16 protein-coding genes and 1 pseudogene are annotated in these 20,601 nt (G+C 64.1%); 9 read left to right on the forward strand and 8 right to left on the reverse strand.

The annotated features are described in order from the left end of the window. Window positions 1–291 precede the first annotated feature (291 nt). The 5 genes from GFD18_RS06515 (at window position 292) to proC (ending at window position 8,066) form a co-directional block, all read left to right on the forward strand. Entirely contained in the window at window positions 292–1,122 is an 831-nt protein-coding gene (locus GFD18_RS06515) for an amidohydrolase family protein (protein ID WP_163199538.1), read from the forward strand. 247 nt (window positions 1,123–1,369) lie between these two features. Further along, entirely contained in the window at window positions 1,370–3,331 is a 1,962-nt protein-coding gene (locus tag GFD18_RS06520; RefSeq protein WP_163199540.1) for a GTP-binding protein, read from the forward strand. A 95-nt stretch (window positions 3,332–3,426) separates the two neighbouring features. Continuing rightward, a complete protein-coding gene (locus tag GFD18_RS06525; protein ID WP_163199542.1) occupies window positions 3,427–4,086 on the forward strand; it encodes a DedA family protein in 660 nt (219 codons plus the stop codon). 102 nt (window positions 4,087–4,188) lie between these two features. After that, entirely contained in the window at window positions 4,189–7,050 is a 2,862-nt protein-coding gene (locus GFD18_RS06530) for an ABC transporter ATP-binding protein/permease (RefSeq protein WP_163199544.1), read from the forward strand. Window positions 7,051–7,271: 221 nt separating this feature from the next. After that, window positions 7,272–8,066: a pyrroline-5-carboxylate reductase gene (gene proC, locus GFD18_RS06535; protein ID WP_100509844.1), complete on the forward strand. Its 795-nt coding sequence runs from the start codon at window positions 7,272–7,274 to the stop codon at window positions 8,064–8,066. Window positions 8,067–8,120: 54 nt separating this feature from the next. Here proC and GFD18_RS06540 read toward each other — a convergent pair whose 3' ends face one another. Next, on the reverse strand, window positions 8,121–8,765 hold the full coding sequence (locus GFD18_RS06540; RefSeq protein WP_163199547.1) for an alpha/beta hydrolase: 645 nt from the start codon (window positions 8,763–8,765) through the stop codon (window positions 8,121–8,123). 74 nt (window positions 8,766–8,839) lie between these two features. Continuing rightward, complete coding sequence (locus tag GFD18_RS06545) at window positions 8,840–9,370, reverse strand: GNAT family N-acetyltransferase (protein WP_225432945.1); 531 nt, start codon at window positions 9,368–9,370, stop codon at window positions 8,840–8,842. 238 nt (window positions 9,371–9,608) lie between these two features. On the opposite strand from GFD18_RS06545, the pseudogene GFD18_RS06550 reads away from it, so the two are divergent. After that, a pseudogene (locus GFD18_RS06550) lies at window positions 9,609–10,796 on the forward strand (trans-sulfuration enzyme family protein); the annotation flags it as partial. 325 nt (window positions 10,797–11,121) lie between these two features. Here GFD18_RS06550 and GFD18_RS06555 read toward each other — a convergent pair. The 3 genes from GFD18_RS06555 to murI all read right to left on the reverse strand — a co-directional run bounded on the left by GFD18_RS06555 (window position 11,122) and on the right by murI (window position 14,419). Then, entirely contained in the window at window positions 11,122–12,495 is a 1,374-nt protein-coding gene (locus GFD18_RS06555; RefSeq protein ID WP_100509841.1) for an FAD-dependent oxidoreductase, read from the reverse strand. 180 nt (window positions 12,496–12,675) lie between these two features. Beyond that, on the reverse strand, window positions 12,676–13,518 hold the full coding sequence (locus GFD18_RS06560; protein ID WP_225432946.1) for a patatin-like phospholipase family protein: 843 nt from the start codon (window positions 13,516–13,518) through the stop codon (window positions 12,676–12,678). A 124-nt stretch (window positions 13,519–13,642) separates the two neighbouring features. After that, window positions 13,643–14,419, reverse strand: a complete 777-nt coding sequence (gene murI / locus GFD18_RS06565; RefSeq protein WP_163199551.1) for a glutamate racemase — start codon at window positions 14,417–14,419, stop codon at window positions 13,643–13,645. Between the two features lie 83 nt (window positions 14,420–14,502). Here murI and dapF point away from each other — a divergent pair, with 83 nt between their 5' ends. Further along, window positions 14,503–15,423, forward strand: a complete 921-nt coding sequence (gene dapF / locus GFD18_RS06570; protein WP_163199553.1) for a diaminopimelate epimerase — start codon at window positions 14,503–14,505, stop codon at window positions 15,421–15,423. 93 nt (window positions 15,424–15,516) lie between these two features. Here dapF and GFD18_RS06575 read toward each other — a convergent pair whose 3' ends face one another. Further along, window positions 15,517–16,167, reverse strand: a complete 651-nt coding sequence (locus tag GFD18_RS06575) for a vitamin K epoxide reductase family protein (RefSeq protein ID WP_163199555.1) — start codon at window positions 16,165–16,167, stop codon at window positions 15,517–15,519. Window positions 16,168–16,248: 81 nt separating this feature from the next. Here GFD18_RS06575 and GFD18_RS06580 point away from each other — a divergent pair, with 81 nt between their 5' ends. Further along, entirely contained in the window at window positions 16,249–17,121 is an 873-nt protein-coding gene (locus GFD18_RS06580) for a PHP domain-containing protein (RefSeq protein WP_163199557.1), read from the forward strand. Between the two features lie 116 nt (window positions 17,122–17,237). Here GFD18_RS06580 and GFD18_RS06585 read toward each other — a convergent pair whose 3' ends face one another. Together GFD18_RS06585 and GFD18_RS06590 are read right to left on the reverse strand one after the other, a co-directional pair. After that, a complete protein-coding gene (locus GFD18_RS06585) occupies window positions 17,238–17,465 on the reverse strand; it encodes a DUF3107 domain-containing protein (protein WP_163199559.1) in 228 nt (75 codons plus the stop codon). 40 nt (window positions 17,466–17,505) lie between these two features. Continuing rightward, window positions 17,506–19,044, reverse strand: a complete 1,539-nt coding sequence (locus GFD18_RS06590) for a phosphotransferase (RefSeq protein WP_318644404.1) — start codon at window positions 19,042–19,044, stop codon at window positions 17,506–17,508. Window positions 19,045–19,105: 61 nt separating this feature from the next. Between GFD18_RS06590 and GFD18_RS06595 the strand changes: the two genes are divergently transcribed. Further along, window positions 19,106–20,599: an ATP-dependent helicase gene (locus GFD18_RS06595; RefSeq protein ID WP_163199561.1), complete on the forward strand. Its 1,494-nt coding sequence runs from the start codon at window positions 19,106–19,108 to the stop codon at window positions 20,597–20,599. Window positions 20,600–20,601 lie beyond the last annotated feature (2 nt).

The raw sequence follows: 20,601 nt of genomic DNA on the forward strand, positions 1-20,601 counted from the left end.
CCCCCCCCCCCCCCCCCCCCCCCCCCCCCCCCCCCCCCCCCCCCCCCCCCCCCCCCTCCCTCGCGTTTCGGCGAAAACAAACCATCCGACAGTCGGCGGAACATCCGACGACCAGCCTCGGAATGGCAGTGACCCGTCGACGTCCGCATGCGTCGGAGTCGCAATATGGCGGCCTCCGCTAACGGGCCATCAGTAATACGTATATCGGCAATCGGGCCGCATGCGGCGTCGTCGCCGATGCGGCGTCTAGAATCTTCCCCGACCATACAGGACTCATGGAAGGGGAGAGTCATGACCGAAGCGCAACCCATTATCGATTTCCGTCTGCGACCGTTCAGCAGGCATTACGACAGTGGATTCTCCGACGCGATGGTCCGCCGTTTCTTCTCCGGATTCGGCTACGACATCACCGCCGCCGCGACCGATCGCAGCTACGAATCCCTGAGGCGCGAACTCGATGAGGCGAACATCGTCAAGGCCGTGCTTCCCGGCCGCAAGGTCTACGACACGACCAACGCCGAACTGTTCGACTACGCGGCCAACGACCCGGACCGGTTCCTCGTCTTTCCGTTCCTCGACGTGGCGAAGCCCGACGAGGCGCTGGACGTCATCGAGCGGGATGTCGTGGAGCGAGGCGCCAAGGGCGTCTCCATCGAACCGCTGGGCGGCAACGACGTGCGCTTCGACGACGAGCGTATCCTACCCATCTACGAACGATTGCAGCAGCTTGGCCTGCCCGTCATGGCGACGGTCAGCGCCTTCGCCAGCGACCTCATCGACAACACCATCCCGCGGCAGATCCATCACGTGGTGCGCGAATTCCCGAACCTCACGTTCATCGCCTCGCATGCCGGCTGGCCATGGGTGGCCGAAATGGTGCCCATCGCCTTCATGAACACCAACCTCTACCTGCTCGCCGACTTCGAGGGCACGCGCGGCAACGCGGCCCCGGAGCTGAGGCAGGCCGCCGAACGCATGATCCCCGACCAGGTGCTGTTCGGCTCCTCGTTCCCGCTGGGCCCCATCGCCCAGGGCGTGCGGAACATCCGGGACTGGCACCTCGACGAGACGGAGGAACGCAAGGTGCTCCACGACACCGCCGCCAGGATTCTGGGGCTGTGACAAGTGCAAATGCGAGTTGTGAGGCTTCGCCCCAGGAATCGGTGGTCAACGCGGTAGAAGCGCTTTCTTGAAATGGCGGAATTCCGCCGATTTGGGAACGACCGCTGACGGCATTATCGGCCGATTCGGAAAACAAAGCCTCACAACTCACGTTTTCGTCCTCTCCGGCGGTATTGTTCGGTGCGGCTTACGGGCGGAGAGGCGTATATGCTGTTGTGAGCAATACGAACATGTGGGCGAGGTGTGTATGAAACAGGTCGTTGTGGGTATTCTGGCGCATGTGGACGCCGGCAAGACCACGCTTTCCGAAGCGATGCTCTACCGTTCCGGCGGCATCCGCTCGCTGGGACGCGTGGACCACGGCGACGCGTTCCTCGACACCGACGACATGGAGAAGCGACGCGGCATCACCATCTTCTCCAAGCAGGCCGTCATCGAATACCATGATGTGCGCATCAGTCTGCTCGATACCCCCGGCCACGTGGACTTCTCCGCCGAGATGGAACGAACCCTGCGCGTGCTCGACTACGCGATACTCGTGGTCGGCGGCAGCGACGGCGTGCAGGGATACACCGAGACCCTGTGGAGGCTGCTCGAGCGCTACCATGTGCCGACGTTCGTGTTCGTCAACAAGATGGACGCCGTGGGCGCCGACCATGACGCACTGCTCGACCAATTGCAGCGTCGGTTCGGCGACGGCTGCATCGACTTCGGCGGCGCGCCCGCGCCGGGGGAGCGCGAGGACGTGGCCATGCTCGACGAGGCCGCCATGGACGAGTATCTCGAGGCCGGCGTGATTTCCGCAGACCGGCTTCGCGCTATGATCGCCGAACGACATCTCTTCCCCTGCTACTTCGGTTCGGCATTGAAGCTCGACGGCGTGGACGATATGCTCGACGGACTGGCCAAGTACACACGCCGGCCCGAATACCCAGCCGAATTCGGCGCACGCGTGTTCAACATCGCACACGACAGGCAGGGCAACCGACTGACCTGGCTGAAGGTGACCGGCGGCGAACTGCCGGTCAAAACGCTGCTGACGAACGAACGCGACGGCATGTCCTCGGAAGGGACATGGCACGAGAAGGCCGACCAGCTGCGCATATACTCCGGCGCGAAGTTCACGCTCGCCGATTCGGCCCCCGCCGGCACCATCTGCGCCGCGACCGGTCTGACCCGTACATTCCCCGGCGAGGGACTCGGCTTCGAAGCCGATGCCGGCGAGCCGGTGCTCGAGCCGGTGCTCACCTACACCGTGCTGCCCGGCGGCTACGACATCCACAAGGCGTTGCTCGCCCTGCGCGAGCTCGACGACGAGGACCCGCTGCTGCACGTCGTATGGGACGAGCGACTCCAGGAGATCCGCCTGCAGCTCATGGGCGCCGTCCAGTTGGAGATCATCCAGCAGATGATGCACGACAGGTTCGGCCTCGACGTGCAATTCGGTCCCGGCACCATCCTCTACAAGGAGACCCTCGCCGCGCCCATCGAGGGCGTCGGCCACTTCGAACCGCTACGCCACTACGCCGAGGCGCACATCCTGCTCGAACCGACGGGCGAGGGCAGCGGACTGAGCTACGCCACCACATGCAGCGAGGACGTGCTCGACCGCAACTGGCAGCGACTCATCCTCACCCACCTTCAGGAGAAGGAGCACCTCGGCGTGCTCACCGGCTCGCCCATCACCGACATGCGGCTCACGCTCGTGACAGCCCGCGCCCACCTCAAGCACACCGAAGGCGGCGACTTCCGCCAGGCCACCTACCGCGCCATCCGTCAGGGCCTCATGTGCGCCAGGGAACGCGGCGATTGCCGGCTGCTCGAACCCTGGTACCGGTTCCGCCTCGAAGTGCCGCAGGACATGCTCGGCCGTGCCATGGCCGACATCCAGCGCATGAGCGGCAGCTTCGACCAGCCGCAGACCGACGGCGATCACGCCGTGCTCGAAGGCGCTGCGCCCGTCTCCGAAATGCGCGACTACGCCATGGACGTCAATGCCTACACGCACGGCCAGGGGCACATCGTCTGCACGTTCGGCGGCTACCATCCCTGCCACAACGCCGAAGAGGTCATCGAAGAGGCCGCCTACGACCCCGAATCCGACCTGGAGAACACGCCCGACTCGGTGTTCTGCGCGCACGGCGCCGGATACCCGGTCAAATGGAACGACGTCGAATCGCACATGCACCTGCCGCTGCAGACGGAGTAATTCCCTTAGCGCTCTCTGAGAGACCGGATGGCATGGTGAGGACAACGGGCGCCGCGGCACGCGGCGACCGACCTCATCTCTTCGTAAGGATCGTCATGCCACAGTTTCTCAGCCCCGAATTCATCATCGGTGCGGCCGGACCATGGGCCCTGGCCGTCTCCGCACTCATCGTCTTCGCCGAATCCGGCCTGCTCATCGGATTCTTCCTGCCCGGCGACTCGCTGGTCTTCCTGCTCGGCATGGTCTCCGCGGCCATGGCGCTTCCCGGTTCGCCACTCGCCGCCACCCCATTGTGGGTCATCTGCCTCGTCGTCGGCATCTGCGCGTTCGTCGGCGACCAGGTGGGCTACGAGCTCGGCAAATTCGGCGGCAACAGCCGGCTGCTCCGCTCATGGACGACCGGCAGGAACGCCGAACGTCTCGCCCGAGCCCGCGCGTTCTTCGACCACTACGGATACAAGGCCATCATCCTCGCCCGCTTCGTGCCCATCCTGCGCACGTTCGTCCCGTTCGCCGTGGGCCTGACCCATTACAGCCACCGCAGGTTCATCTCCGCGAACCTCGTCGGCGCGCTCGCCTGGGGCATCATCGTTCCGGTCGCCGGCCACCAGCTCGGCCGCGTCTCGCTCATCGCCAACAACATCGACGCCACCTGCATCATCATTGTGTTCATCTCCGTGCTGCCATTGATCGTCAAGGGCGTGCGCTCCTGGCTCGCCTCGCGCGGCACGAGCGCCGCAGCCCACGCCGAGTAGAAGCATCACCGCCGACCCGTTCATCCGGAAAACGAAACCGTCTCCCCGTCACATCGAAGTATGATACGGTTCTCACGTATCGACAACCAAGGGAGACGGGGCATGCTGCAGATCACATCGATCTCCAAACAATACAAGACCGGCGATTTCATCCAAAAGGCGCTCGACGACGTGAGCCTGAACCTTCGCGACAGCGAATTCGTGGCCATCCTCGGCCCCTCCGGCTCGGGCAAGACCACGCTGCTCAACATCATCGGCGGCCTCGACCGCTACGACAGCGGCGATCTCGTCATCAACGGCATCTCCACCAAACGGTACAAGGACCGCGACTGGGACTCCTACCGCAACCACACCATCGGCTTCGTCTTCCAAAGCTACAACCTCATCCCGCACCAGAGCATCCTGTCCAACGTGGAGCTGGCGCTCACCATATCCGGCATCCCCAAGTCCGAACGTCGCGAACGAGCCCGCAAGGCGCTCGAACAGGTCGGCCTCGGCGACCACGTGGACAAGCGCCCCAACCAGCTTTCCGGCGGCCAGATGCAGCGCGTGGCCATCGCCCGAGCCCTCGTGAACAACCCCAGCATCGTCCTGGCCGACGAACCCACCGGCGCGCTCGACTCCGACACGTCCGTGCAGATCATGGACCTGCTGCGCGACGTGGCCCGCGACCGCCTCGTCGTCATGGTCACCCACAATCCCGAACTCGCCGAACAATACGCCACCCGCATCGTGGAGCTGCGCGACGGCACCATCCGCAGCGACTCCGACCCGTTCGAGCCCGAGCCCGAATCCGATGCCGCCGTCAAGCCCGCCGTGCACAGGACCATGGGCCGTGCGTCCATGTCGTTCGCCACGTCGCTCGCCCTGAGCTTCAACAACCTCGGCACCAAGAAGGCGCGAACCATCCTCACCTCGTTCGCCGGCTCCATCGGCATCATCGGCATCGCACTGATCCTGTCCATCTCGACGGGCGTGAACACGTACATCACGAACATCCAGCGCGACACGATGACGTCATACCCGATAGAGATACAGTCGCAGTCGTTCGACATGTCGAGCATCATGAAATCGCAGATGTCCGACACCGAGGAGGGCCGCAGCGCGTCCGCGAAGACCGACGGCATCTATCCGGACGACTCCGGCATCAAACAGGTGACGAGCCTCACCAGCTCCATCACCAAGAACAACCTCAGCAAATTCAAGAAATACCTCGACGATCCGAACAGCGAGATCCACAAGTACGTGGGCGCCAACGGCATCCAATACACGTACGACGTCAAATTCTCCGTCTACGACCGCGACCCCAAGGGCACGCTCGTCAACGCCGACGGCGTGACCGTCGGCAAGTCCAGCGACACCGCCATGTCGTCGAAGATGGCGTCGCTGGGCGCGCAGTCGTCGCAGAACATGGCCGACATCCAGCGCACGCAGATGTCGATGATCACCGGCAAGACCGACGAGAACACCGCCCCCGACTCGTTCAACGAGATCATGCCCGGCGCCAAAAACAACCAGCGCATCAGCAAGGTCATCACCGACAACTACGAGGTCGTCAAAGGCTCCTGGCCCAAGGCCAGGGACCAGGTGGTGCTCGTGCTCGACCAGAACAACAAGGTCTCGCTCACCACGCTCTACGAGCTCGGCCTGCTGCCGGCCAGCGACTACAACGACATGATGACGAAGATCAACGACGGCAAGGACGTCAAGACCGACACCGGCCGGATCGACTACGACAAGGCACTCGACCAGACGCTGCGTCTCGTGCCCGCCGCCGACCAGTACGTGAAGAACGCCGACGGCACGTACCGTTACGTCGGCGACGACGCGGACGAGGTCGCCAAACTCGCCGACAAGGCCATGAAACTGAAGATCGTGGGCGTCGTGCGACCCCACGCCGACTCCAAGACCACGCCGCTGGCCGCCGGCATCGGCTACACGCGCGACCTGACGAACTACCTCATCGACTACGCGAACAACAGCGCCATCGTCAAGGCGCAGAAGGCCTCGCCGAAGAGGAACGTGCTCAACGACCTCGCGTTCTCGCCCGCCGACGATAACGCGAAGGCCGCCGACGCGAAGACCTACGTCGCCGGCCTCGGCGTCAGCGACAAGGCGGTCATGGCACGGTCCATGCTCGGCGATTCGGCGAGCGGAGCCTCCGCCGGGTCGGCGACTTCCGCGAATGGCGCGTCCGCATACGGGACTGCCGGCGCGTCCGGTGCCGCCGGTGCGTCCGCCGCCATGGGCACGATGAGCGAACAGCAGCTCGCCGACCAGTTCGACGCGTACATCGCCACCGCGCCCACCTCCGCGCTCGTGAAGATCTACGACCAGTACGTCTCCAGCGGCGACTACGACGACAACCTCGCCGCGTTCGGCGTCGTCGGTCGCGATGCGCCCACCGCCATCAGCATCTACACCGACAGCTTCGACGACAAGAACGCCGTCGGCGATGCCATCAGCCACTACAACGACGGCGTCAAGAAGGCCGACAAGATCGTCTACAACGACTACGTCGGCCTGATGATGAACTCCGTGACCACGATCATCAACGTCATCTCCTACGTGCTGATGGCGTTCGTCAGCGTCTCGCTCATCGTGTCGTCCATCATGATCGGCATCATCACGTACATTTCCGTGCTCGAACGCACCAAGGAGATCGGCATCCTACGCGCCATGGGCGCCTCGAAACGCAACATCTCCCAGGTGTTCAACGCCGAGACCGGCATCATCGGCCTGCTGGCCGGACTCATCGGCATCGGCGTCACCCTGCTGCTGCTCATCCCCGGCAACCAGCTGCTGCATCATCTCATCGGCAACAACGACGTCAACGCCGTACTGCCCGTGGGCGGCGGCGTCATCCTCGTGGTGCTCAGCGTCGTATTGACGCTCATCGGCGGTCTCATCCCGTCGAAGAAGGCGGCGAGGCAGGACCCAGCCACCGCATTGCGTACGGAATGACGACGTATGCATGATGATGGCGTGTATGTGGCGATGTCACGTCGGTAACGTCGGTTTTCATCGGCGTTGCATGCACGATATATTGCAAAACTAGACTGCGTTCTAGTCAGGGCGGATGATGACGAACATCGGAAGGCGGGCATCGTATGGATGCCGCCGTCGGATGACACGGTCGGGTATCGCCGTCGCATCCGCCCGATGTACAAGGAAAGGACCATAGGATGGCAGGAAAGCACATCGGCGTAATCGGATTTGGCAACATGGGCGGCGCGATCATCGGCGGCGCCATCGAACACGGCGTCGTCGCGCCGGGGGACGTGACCATCTACGACCCCAACGCCGACAAGAACGCGTACGCGAAGGAGCTGGGACTCAACACGGCCGCCAGCGAGAAGGACGTGGTCGCCGCCAGCGACATGGTGCTGCTTGCCGTCAAGCCGCAGATGTTCGCCGCCATGGCCGCCAAGGCCGGCTCGTTCGACGGCAAGGCCGTGCTGTCCATCATGGCCGGCGTGACCGCCGACCGCGTGCGCGAGACCGTCGACGGCACCCCGCGCGTCATGCGGCTCATGCCCAACACCCCGGCCCTCGTCGGCGCCGGTGCGTTCGCGCTCGACTCCGACAGCGACTTCACCGACGACGAGAAGGCCTTCGCCAAGACGCTGTTCGAATCGCTCGGCATCGTCGAATTCGTGCCCGAGCATCTGCTCGACGCCGTCACCGGCCTTTCCGGCAGCGCCCCCGCCTTCGTGGCCATGTTCATCGAGGCGCTCGCCGACGGCGGACTCAAGGAGGGGTTGCCGCGTGCCACCGCCTACCGTCTGGCCGCACAGACATGCCTGGGCGAGGCCAAGCTCATCCTCGACAAGAACATGACGCCCGCCGCAGCCAAGGACATGGTCACCTCGCCGGCCGGCACCACCATCGCCGGATACGCCGTGCTCGAGGAGGCCGGCTTCCGCGGCACCGTGATGAAGGCCGTCTCCGCCGCGGCCCGGCGCTCCCGCGAACTGTAGAGCTGCAGGACGCTGGGCTGAGGGGCAGGGCTCCGGGGCTGATGTCCCGCAGCCTTAGAACATCGGGCCTGCGGCGCCGATGCCCTGCAGGAACGCGGCCACGTCACGCATCTCGGGCATGTTGATGCTGTGCGCCATGCCCGGATACACCTTCTCGGTCAGCGTGCCATGCTCCTTCCAGAACGCGGCCATCGCCGCCACCTCCTCCTTCGGGAAGATGGTGTCGGCGGCTCCATGGCCATAGAACACCGGGGGAGTGGTCTCCTTCAGCTTCTCGTCGCCGGCCACGGCGCCCGGCGCCAGCCAGCCCGAGAAGCACACCGCCGCCCGGTAGCGTTCAGGGTTCACACGCAGCAGATGCCCGGCCAGCAGCCCTCCCTGCGAGAAGCCCATCGTCACCACGTCGCGGTCGGCGGGAATGTTCGCCTTAACCCAGCGGTCCACCGCCTCGGCAGCCTCAAGCGCCTGCTCGTCCAGCGATGCGCCGACCGGTACGCCCTCATGGTCCCAGGTGCCGAACCACGTGTAGCCCATGCCGTAGTCGATCGGCGCGCGCAGCGACGCATAGTCCGCGTCCGGCGCGCAGAAGCGCAGCAGGTCCGGCAGATCGTACTCGTTCGAACCCCAGCCGTGCAGCAGCACGAACACCGGCCGGCGGGGATTGCCGTTCAGCTTCGTCAGCGCCTTCGTGATTTCCATGATGATTCCTTCCTTGTCTTCGAAAAGCGATTTCCAAAAGTGATGCCGGGAACGTGACCTTTATAATCTGACTTTCAGAACGTGATGCGCATCTGATGCCAGACCACGCCGCCATGCGTGGAATCGGATACACCCTCATCCACGAAGCCGAGCCGTGCGTAGAACGGAATCTTCTCCGTCTTGCACGTCAGCACCACGCCGGCGCGACCCTGCTCGCGCGCATCGGCAATCACTTGGCGCAGTACTGCGGAGGCGTACCCGTGCCGGCGATACTCCGGCATCGTGTTCACGCCGAAGATCATCTGCCAGGCACCGTTCTCGTCATGTATCGACGCATCCTCATACATTTCGTCGGCAAGGTCGCGTTCGTCCGTCGTCATGCCGTTGACGAAGCTGATCAACGAGCCATCGTTGCCGTTGTCGTCGTCGGCGAACATCAGCCAGAAATGATTCGGATACGTCTTCAGGCGACGACGGAAATCCTTGCGCGATGCGGCCTCGGCCGGCGGGAAGCACGCCGCCTCCACGGCGGCGATCGCATCAAGGTCATCCAACGTCGCATGGCGAACCATCATATGGTCGGACGACGCATCGTCCGTCGTCATGATTCGATCCGTTGCCTGTCGATCATCCATCGTTGCCATTCCTCCCAACCCGACGGAACGAACACCCGTCAGCAAAATCTATAACCGGCTATCAATCGTTGCAACGACGTCGCCGGTCGCACGCCATATAGATTTTACCTATGCTGTCGCGCTTGAAAGCGGTCATTCCACGCGGTTAGCTGGAAACAACGTACTTTTCGTACACGTACACGAACACGAACGGCAGAAGGGGCAGACGATGGCACGGTTGAAGACGCAGCTCGTACACGGCGTACCGGTGAACGACAACAATACTGGCGCGGTGAACCCGCCCATCTACAACTCCTCCACCTACACGTTCAAATCCGTGGAGGACACCCCGCGCTGGGACTACGCCCGCTCCGGCAACCCCACGCGCGAATTCCTCGAACGGCAGATCGCCCAGCTCGAACACGGCTGTCAGGGCTTCGCCTTCGCCTCCGGACTCGCCGCCATCCACGCCGCGCTCGCCATCTTCAAGCCCGGCGACCACATCATCGTCAGCGACAACATCTACGGCGGCACCTACTCGCTCATCAACGAACACTTCAACCGCTGGGGCCTCATCTTCCACCCCATCGACACCACCGACCTCAAACTCGTCGAAAAGGTCTTCAAGGCCGTCGAGGACGAGGGCGAGCACGTCGAGGCCATCTACTTCGAAACCCTCACCAACCCGCTGCTCAAGGTCAACGACACCGCCGCGCTCGCCGACATCGCCCACGAGCACAACGCCATCGCCATCGTCGACAACACGTTCCTCACCCCGTATCTGCAGCGGCCGCTCGACGTCGGCGTCGACATCGTGCTGCATTCCGCCACCAAGTACCTCGCCGGCCACTCCGACGTGAACGCCGGCCTCGCCGTCGCCCGCGAGAAGGACATCGCCGAGCGGCTCTACTTCACGCTCAACCGTCTCGGCGGCGTGCTCGCCCCCGCCGAATGCGACGCCGTGCGTCGCGGCATCCAGACGCTCGCCCTGCGTATGGACCGCCAACAGGAGAACGCGCTGACCATCGCCCGCTTCCTCAAGAACAGCCCGGTCGTCGCCGACGTGCACTATCCGGGACTGGCCGACTCGCCCGACTACCATCTGGCGGTGCGCGAGCTCAACGGCTTCGGCGGCGTGCTCTCCTTCGAGGTGAAGAAAGGCGTGAACCCGGCCGACGTGCTCAACAACCTGCATGTGTTCCGACTGGCCGTGAGCCTCGGTGCGGTGGAAAGCCTCGCCGAATTCCCCGCGCGCATGACCCACTTCGAGGTGCCGCGCGAGGAGCGTCTCAAGCTCGGCATCAGCGACGAGCTCATCCGTCTCTCCGTCGGCATCGAAGACGTGTTCGACCTGCTCGAGGACCTGAAGCAGGCATTGGACATCGCCGAAAGGAACGCGTTCTCCGGTCATAACGACGGCAACCGCATCGCCGTGGACTCGCAGTCCTTCGAGCAGGCGTTCGGCGGTGAGCTGGAGGAGACGCAGCGCTACGAGGCTCCGGTGAATGAGAAGACCGCTCTCTGATAAGGAGCTGGCGCGCCATGAGGCGTGACGGTGCTTGGGCGTAACGAAGCCCACAATGCAATGAGCCCCCTCGTCAGAGGGGGCTCATTGTTACTCAGGTATCACGCTTCGGATACGGCCTGCAATTGTTGACGGGCTGTGTCCGCGCCTTGCTGGCTTCGCGGTTCCTTGGCGGAACCGTTTCGCCCGTGGCTGCTCGACAGTCCACCGGACTGTCTCACGACGCCACGGCCTGCATGGCCACGGCGGCGAGGTAGTTGACGGGCTGGCTGAAGTTCGGCTGGAACAGCAGGTCCACGTTCGCCAGCTGGTCGATGGTGAAGCCGGCCTGGATGGCGATGGACACCGCATTCGCCGCCTGTGCCACATCCGGCTGCTTCGACAGGAACTGCGCGCCCTTGATCTTGCGGGTCTCCGGATCCCAGGTGAGCGTGGCCGTCACCGGAGTGGTGGTGAGCATGAACGCCGGACGGAAGTCCTGCGTCAGCGTCGTGGACCTCACGTTCACGCCGCGTGCCTCGGCGCCGCCCTGCGTCAGACCGGTGGCGGCCAGCGACAGGTCGTACAGCTGCACGGCGCTGGTGGCCTGCGTGCCCATGTACTTCTGCGTCGGCTCCACGATGTTCGCTCCCACGAGCAGTGCCTGGCGCACCGCGTTCGTGGCCAGCGGGATGTAGTCGTATGTGCCGGTCGGGTTGTAGAACACGGTGGCCGAGTCTCCTGCTGCGAACACGTTCTGCGACGGCTCGCTCTCGCCGCTGATCGTGGCGCGCATGTACTCGTCGGTGGTGATGGCGCCGTTCTTCAGCATGTCGAGCTGGCCGGCGAACAGGTCGGTACGTGGCAGGAAGCCCGCGCCCATGATCGCGCAATCCACCTCGTACTCGCCCTCGGTCGTCACCACGGTCACGGTGCCGGAATCGTTGAGACGGAACTCGGTGACCATCTGGTCCAGCGCCAGCGTCACGCCATGGTCGGTGAACGCCTGCTCGACCACGTCGGAGATCGGCTTGTCGAAGTTCTTCGCCAGCGCGCGGTCGAGGCCGTCGATGAGCACGGAATCCACGCCGATCTCGCTGAACTGCTCGGCCAGCTCCGCGCCGATGTAGCCGGCGCCGATCACGGCCACCTTCTTCGCGCTCTTCGCCATCTCCTTGATGGCCAGGCCGTGGCCCCAGTTCTTGCACAGCTTCACACGGCCGTCATCAAGACCCTCGGCCAGTCCGGGAATCGGCGGCGTCACCGGCTTGGAGCCGGTCGTCACCACGAGCTTGTCGAACGCAAGCGTGCTCTCCTCGCCGGTCTTGAGGTCCTTGGCCACGAGCGAGCCGCCCTTGACGTCCACGCTGAGCACGTCATGCTCCATATGCATCTTCGCACCCAGCGAGGCCAGTGCCTCGGGGGAGGAGTAGAACATCTTCTTCGGGTCGGAGACATGGTCGCCGACCCACAGGGCGATGCCGCAGGAGAGGAACGACAGCGTGTCGTTGCGTTCATAGACGTGCACATCCCAATCCGGATGAGCCTGAAGAATGGACTGCGCGGCGAACGTTCCCGCGTGGGTGCAACCGACGATGGCTACGGTGGTCATAGCAAAACTCCCATGTTTTGTCGTGTGAATATCCAAAACTCAACTATAGGGGATTGCTGCGGCAAATCCCGGCAACACGTTCGCCAAAAGATAACAAAACGATTACAGGGGCGATGGGCGGGGAGGCGGCGGTGTCGGCGCGGAATGTCTTCCCGCCGGCGCCGCACTCGCGAAAACGGCCTAATCGGCGAGGAAATCGGCCACGGCCCTGGCATCCGCATAGCCGCGCCGGTACATGAGGTTCAGTCCCTCGTAGGACTTGTGCAGCGTGGACAGCCCGTACAGGTCGGTGGGCGCGAGGATCAGCACCCGGCCTTCGGCCTCGTACCGTTTGGCCAGTGCCACCTCGTCGTTGTACGTCCTGTATCGCTCCAGCAGCCGCTGCGCCGCTGCGGGGTACGAGTGCCGCAGAATCGCCGCAGGACGCTTATCGTGCTTCTGCTCGCGTAGCACGTCCTTCGGCCGGGTCAGCACGACCACCACCTTGTCGCAGCCGTCGTCGAACGCCTTCTGCACGGGCACCGGGTCGGCGATGCCGCCGTCGAAATACGGCACGCCGTCGACGACGTACGGCTCGCAGGCCAGCGGCACCGCACTCGACGCCTTGCAGATGTCGTAGTCGTCCTGATGCATACGCGACTTGGGGAAGTAGTGCGGCAGACCGGTTTCCGCCTCGGCCGCCACCACATAGTATTCCGTCGGACTGTTCTTCACGGTCTCGTAGTCGAGCGGATCCTCGCCGTCGTGATTCGACAGCGTGCCGTACACATAGTCGAGATCCACGAAATTGCGGTCGTGCACGAAATTGTAGGTGCTCGCGTATTCGCGGCGAAACGCGTATCCCGTGTAGAACCGGTACGTGCGGTTCTTCTGCCTCGACAGCAGGCAGGTCAGATTGGCGCTGCCCGCCGAGACACCGATCGCATAGTCGATGCGCACGTCGTCCTCGAGCAGGCGGTCGACCACACCGGCGCCGTAGATCGCGCGGAATCCGCCCCCGACATCGATGATTCCGGTCTTCATAACGTCCATCCTCCGTTCGTGGCGATTCCGTGGTTCGGGCCTCGCGATGGTTCGTCATACGAGGCCGGTATACGCCTGATATGAGGATTATTCTCGCATCCGGCGACGTCGGAAGACGTTTTCGCTATTCGCCGAGCAGGGAGTGCGAAAGCTCGACAATCCGTTCGGAAGTGTCGGAATTGGCGATGCTCACCGAACCCGCATGGTTCTCGTCGGCCAGCTTGCCCAACGATTCGAGAATCACGCCGAGATGGTTGATGGTGCCCTCGTTGCCGTCGATGATGGCGGTATGGTCGGGCAGCAGCTCGCGGAAGTAGTCGCGGTAGAACACGAAATGCGTACAGCCGAGCACCACACTGTCGATGGATTCGAGGTCATACTGGTCGAAATACCCGTGCAACGTGTCCATCACGAGATCATGGTCGCCCAGACGCCCCGACTCGACGATGCGGACCAGCTGCGGGCAGGGCTGCTTGCGGATGTCGTGCTCGGAATCGAACCGATGCAGCAGCTTCGCGAACTTGCGTTCCTTCAACGTCAGCGGCGTGGCGGCCACGATGACGTGCTGACGCACGCCGCGGCCGCGGTCGCACGCCACCTTCAGCGCCGGTTCCATGCCGATGATCGGGATGTCGTAGCGCTCGCGAAGATCGTTGACCGCCGCCGACGTGGCGGTGTTGCACGCCACCACGATGGCCTTGACCCCCTGTTCGACGAACCGGTCGCAGATGTCGAAGCAGAATCCGCGAATCTCCTCCGGGGGACGCAGCCCATACGGGGCATGTGCGCTGTCGCCGAAATACAGCACCGATTCGTTCGGCATGTCGTGGCGCAGCTGCCTGGCCACCGACAGGCCGCCAAGACCGGAATCAAACACTCCGATGGGTGCGTTCGACGACATAACGTTCTCCTTTGCTGGTTTTTGCGGTCAGCGAGACAATCGTCTACAAGATTAGTCGTTTCGCTGCCATAGTCTTGGGTTTCATGAGCATTCCCCAGACTGTTTACAAAGGGCATGGCACCGGCAACGACTTCGTGGTGTATGCCGACCCGAACGGCGAATACGAGCCGACCGGGGACGAGATCCGGTTCCTCGACGACCGTCACTTCGGCATCGGCGGCGACGGCCTGCTGCGCCTGACGCATCCGCGGCACGTCTCGGACCTTGACGCCGACCAGGTCGCCGCGTTCGAGCAGGCGGACGTCGAATGGTTCATGGACTACCGCAACGCCGACGGATCGCTGGCCGAGATGTGCGGCAACGGCACGCGCGTGACCGCGTTGTTCGCACAGATGATGGGCTATGCGGCCGGCCCGGGCGGCGAGCCGTTCCGGCTGGGCACGCGCGCCGGCGTAAAGACGCTCACCTCGCTGGGCGAGGTCGAAGGGCTGGGGCGTAACGTGTTCCGTATCGACATGGGCGCGTGGAAGTCCGACGAGGCGAAGACGTTCGAGGTGACGATCCCCGGCACCGACGGTTCGGCCCGCGGCACGTTCGTCGACATGGGCAACCCGCATGTGGTCGCCGTCGTGGAGGACCGCAGCGGCAACGGTCTGGCCGACGACGCCGCGCTGCCGGCCGTCGCGGACCTTGACCTTGTGACCAAGCCGGTCGTCGCCCCCGTGCTGGAGTCCGACCAGAACGCCGAGTTCGTGCGCGTGGACGCCATCGACCGCGAAACGAACCATGGTGTGGCGTTCATGCGCGTGAACGAACGGGGCTGCGGCGAGACGTTCTCCTGCGGCACCGGCCTGTGCGCCACCGCCGTCACGCTGCGCAAGCTGACCGGCGTCGACGACTGGGCCATCACCGTGCGCGGCGGCACGCTCATGGTGCATGTGGACGACGTCCATGTGGAACTCACCGGCGACGCCGCCATCGTCGGCAGGGTGGAGCTGCTGTAAGGTTCCCCGATCGCAAACGAGGATGGGGTCGTTCCCGGAGGAAGGGAACGGCCCCATCGTATTCAAGGCGAAGCAGGCGTCGGCATCGGTCCGTCAGAGCAGCGAGGCCCCTTCGTTGAGCATGATGATGGTGACGAGGACGAGAATCCACACGACGTCGATCATCAGGTCGGCGTTCAGACGGTAGTACGTATCCAATCCACGACGGAGTCCACCGAACCGTCCGTCGAGTCGCGGCAGGTCCTGCACCTGGATGCTCGCATGCGACAACGCCATGAACTGCACGGTCGTGGAGAACATCAGCACCAGGCACCACGGGCACAGCGCATGGATGACGAACACCGACTGCGTGAACAGCCAGTAGGCATAAGCCAGGGCGGCGAGACCGCCCAGCCATGTGCATGCGGCGAACCACCGCGGCACGGCCACCCGGGCCAGGCCGATGACGGCCACAGTGACGAACACCGCCTCGGCGGCGATGCCGAAGAACGCGTTCGGATAGCTCAGATCGCCGAAATGGATGATCTCCGCCTGCCAGCTCTGCGCCACCGTGGAGCAGGAGACCACGGCGTTCACATCGCAGTCGAGCTTGCTTTCCGGATTGCGTGCCAGCTGCAGCGTCTCCGCCGACAACACGAACGACACTCCCAACGCAACGATAGACGTCAGCAGCATGATGGCGTATGTCCATGCGGCGCCATGGCGCCATCCACGGGGTGTTCCCTGATAATCGGCGTTGTCCATTTTGCATCCCCCCAAACATGGCTCATTATAATTTGCCGGTATCGGCATGGTTCATTGCGCAAATCAGCTTACGATAGTGATATGACTGCACGAAATGAACTGACTGCCGGATGGGACCTGCACTGCCACAGCGCGTATTCCGATGGCACGGAGACCCCGGAGGGCCTGATTCTCGAGGCGCGCAGGCGTGGATTGCACGGCGTGGGCATTACCGACCACGATACGTGGGAGGGATGGGCCGAAGCCGAGGAGGCGAGCCGTGAATATGGCGTGCCGCTGGTCAGGGGCACGGAGATCACCGCCGACGTCGACGGCATCTGCGTGCACATGCTCGGTCTGCTGTATTCGCCCGACGACGACGTATTGCGCGAACTGTTCGAGACCACGCGGGTCAATCGCGTCCGACGCATGAAGAAGATGGTGGAGAACCTCTCCGCCGATTTCCCCATTACCTGGGACGACGTCGTCAGTCAGGTGAAGGAGGGGGAGCGCACGACGATCGGCCGACCGCACATCGCCGACGCCATGGTCGCCCTGGGGTTCTTCCCCAATCGTTCGGCGGCGTTCGCCGGCACCATCAACAAGAACGGACCGTATTATGTGCCGATAGTCTCGCCGTCCGCCGAAACCGTGGTGAAGGCCGTCAAGCACGCGGGCGGCGTGGCCATCATCGCCCATCCCGCCGCCACTTCGCGAAACAAGCGCATTCTCACCGACGAGCATATCGCGAGTCTCGCCGAGGCCGGTCTGGATGGCCTCGAGGTCTTCCATCGCGACAATTCCCCCGAGCAGCGCGAACGGCTGCTGCATCTGGCCTCCGATCTGCATCTGCTGGCCACGGGAGGTTCCGACTGGCACGGCGACGGCAAGCCGAACGTGATGGGGGAGAACGTCACCGACGACGCCACCGTCGAGATGATCGCCGAGCGCGGCGCAATCGACATTCTGCGGTAGCGATACCGCATAGTAAAGAGGCGGAGACCGATATGGTCTCCGCCTCTGTATTTTCATCTCCGTAGGCGATGGGAGCGGCCGCCAAGGCCGCGCACGGCATCCTGTTGGTGGAGGTGCTAGTTCAGAGCACCGAAACCAACGGGATGCGTGGTATCGGAGCCGACGATGGCGTATCCGATGACCTTGCCGGGGACGACGATGCGACGGCCCTTGGTGTCGGTCACGTCGACGACGGTGCCGTCGGCGACCGCGGTCGCGATGGCACCGCTGATTTCGTCGGCCGACTTGTCGGTGACGAAGCTCACCGGACGTGCCACATTCTGAATACCGATTTCAACATCCATGATTCCTCCTTGGGAGTCGGTCGAACACTATTACTGGATTTTAGCGAGTCTTGTCGTCGTCACCGGACGTTTCGGCCGGCTCTTCGCTCTTGGCGTCGGACTCGGATTCGGGTTCGGGATCCGTGGCGTCGGTCGGGGCATGGGCCTTGTCGGTCTTGTTCTCATCGACCAGCGAGATGTATTCGCTGGGTTTGCCGCCGATGGTGACGGCTCCGGTGGCCGCGGTGTCGGACGACGGGTCGGCGTCTTTGGTCTCGTCGGTATTCCCGGCCTTGCCGTCATCCGGCCTCCCGGCCTTTGGGTCGTCGAAGTCCTCGGGACGCAGTGCCGGCAGCGACACCGTGGCGGTGTTGTCGCTGTTGGCATCCGGCGTCTGCACGACGGCGGTCCGGGATTCCGGTCCGGTGCCGACGGAGTCGGCGGGCCGGGTCGTCGCCGTCGTGGAGCGAATCGCATCCGGCGTCGCATGGCCGCGCATGGGTGCGGGATTCCTGCGTGGCGCGGCGGCATGGGCGGTCGTGGCATCCGGCCTGCGGGAGTCCCCGTCGTCGTCCTTCTCCAGCAGCGTGCCGACGGTGATGGTGGAGGGGCGCTTGCCATCGGCCGCCTCGGAGCGTGGGGCTGCCGCCTTGGCGGTGCGGACCGACAGCTGATGGGCCAGCCGTTCCACATGCGCCTTGAATTCGATGATCTTGTCGTTGTCCGCGCGGTCGAGCGCCTGGATGAACTCGCCGACCTGCTCCATCTGCAGCCACAGGCTGGCGCGCAGCATGATGAGATCATCGAGCCGCGAACCGATGAGGCGAGCGTAGGCGGACAACACGCTGTTGCGGCGCTTGGCGTCCAGCTTGGCGAAGATCCAGGCCAGATCGCGGGCGGGGTCGTTGACCTGCATGTTGTTCCAGTGGTAGATGGCGTTGAGGCCTGTGCTGGAGAACAGCATGTCGCCGTCCTCGAATCCACCGTGCACCGGGCAGGTGTGGAACGACCACAGACCCTCGGTGTCGACGATGTGCTCCCAGCTGTCGGTGATCTCGTCGGGCACATGGCCGGACTCCTTCAGCCGGGCGATCCAGGCCACAAGCTGCTGGCGGATCTGCGCGGCGGTATACGAAGGGTATCCCTCCTTTTCCAGGAACGCCGGGCGCAGACGATGGATGGCGCCGATGGCCGTGCCGACGGAGACGCACTGGCTCTCCGTGAGCTGGTCGAGCGGCGTGGCGAGACCGTCGTTGTGGACGGTGATGAGCACGGCGGTCGTGCCGGTGGGCGCCTTGGCATGTTCGCCGGATTGGAAGGCGACGGTGCGTTCCAATGCGAAGCCGAGTCCTGCGGGCTCCTTGGCACGCAGCAGCGCGGCCGAGGAATTCGCCCGGCCCAGCAGCTGCTTCTTGCCCTTCGGCGTGTCGGAGACATTGACGTCGAATTCACGGCCGGTGGTGTCGGTGACCACGGCCACGTCGATGCCGTTGGCGCCCGACAGCATGTACTGTTCGGACTCGCGAGTACTGGCCACGGCAAGATTCGGCATGGCGGCGGATGCCAGGGCCGCCAAAGTAAATACTGAACGTTCACTCACGCATTCCACTCTAATGCACTTCCGCTTTCAAACCGTTCATAACACCTGAGAGAATGGGCGTGTGAAGTCAAAAGCTCAGGAAATCCTCGAAGGTCTGGACGACAGCCAGACGGCGGCGGCGCAGGCGGTGGACGGCCCTGTGCGCATCATGGCGGGTGCGGGCGCCGGCAAGACCCGCACCATCACGCATCGCATCGCCTATGCCTGCGAATCGGGGGCGTGGAATCCGTCCGCCACGCTGGCCGTGACGTTCTCGGTGAAGGCGGCTGCGGAGATGCGTGCGCGCCTTTCCGCACTGGGGGTGCCGCAGGTGAAGGCCGCGACGTTCCATTCGGCTGCCCTGCATCAGCTGCGGCAGGTATGGCCCGAGCTCAGCGAGGCGTACTTTCCCTCCATCGTCGAGGAGCCGCGGCTGCTTGCCGAGAAGGCGTTCGCACGGGTCGTCGGACGTGACGTCGACGGTGTCGCGCTCAGGGCGCTGCTGGCCGAGATCAACTGGACGAAGGTGTCGCTGATCGCTCCGGCGGATTACGCGCGTGTGTGCGCGGCGACGCATCGTCAGCCGCCCGCCGACCTTACTCCCGACCAGATGGCGGACGTCATCGACGCCTACGAGCAGGAGAAGACGAACCGGAACCGGATGGACTTCAACGACATCCTGCTGATGGCCTGCCATGTGATGGAACGGTTCGAGGAGGCCGCGGCGACGATTCGGTCGCGCGTGCGGTGGATCACCGTCGACGAGTATCAGGACGTCTCCCCGCTGCAGCACCGGCTGATGCGGCTGTGGCTGGGCGGTCGGGACTCCGTATGCGTGGTGGGCGACCCGGCGCAGACCATCTACTCGTTCGCCGGCGCGACGAGCCATTATCTGCTGCATTTTCCCGAGGAGTTCCACGCCATGCGCGCGGATATCCGGTTGGAGACCGACTACCGTTCCACGCCGCAGGTGGTGCATTACGCGAACAGGATTCTTGCCGCCTCGCCGTACGCCGCGGATTATCTGGTGCTGCGTTCGGGGAGGGATGCGGGCCGGCGCGTCCAATGCACGTCGTACGCCACCGACGAACAGGAGGCCCAAGGGGTCGCCAGGCGCATCGCACGTCTGGTGACGGACGGCGTGAGCCCCAACGACATAGCGGTGTTGATGCGCATCAACGCACAGGGTGCGATGGTGCGTGCCGCACTGAACCAGTTGCGGATTCGCTCCCGTGTGCGTACGGAATACGGGCAGAGCGAAGCCACGCTCATCGACTCCTCGGGTGCGGCGGCGAAGGCCGCGGCCATCGACCTCGCCGCAGGCCAGACCGGCGCGGTGAGCATCTCCACGATTCACGCCGCCAAGGGCCTGGAGTGGAAGCATGTGTTCCTCATCGGATGCTCGGAGGGGCTCATTCCGTTCGGCTCGCCGGCGCCGGGGGATGTGCTTGAAGAGGAGCGACGACTGCTGTATGTGGGCGTCACCCGCGGCGAGGACACCGTGGACCTGTCGTTCGCCACAAGAAAGGACGCCATGAGCATGCAACGGCGTTCGCCCAGCAGATTCCTGCGTTGACG

Origin of the sequence: Bifidobacterium saimiriisciurei (genome assembly GCF_010667655.1) — a bacterium.
Classification (GTDB): Bacteria; Actinomycetota; Actinomycetes; order Actinomycetales; family Bifidobacteriaceae; genus Galliscardovia; species Galliscardovia saimiriisciurei.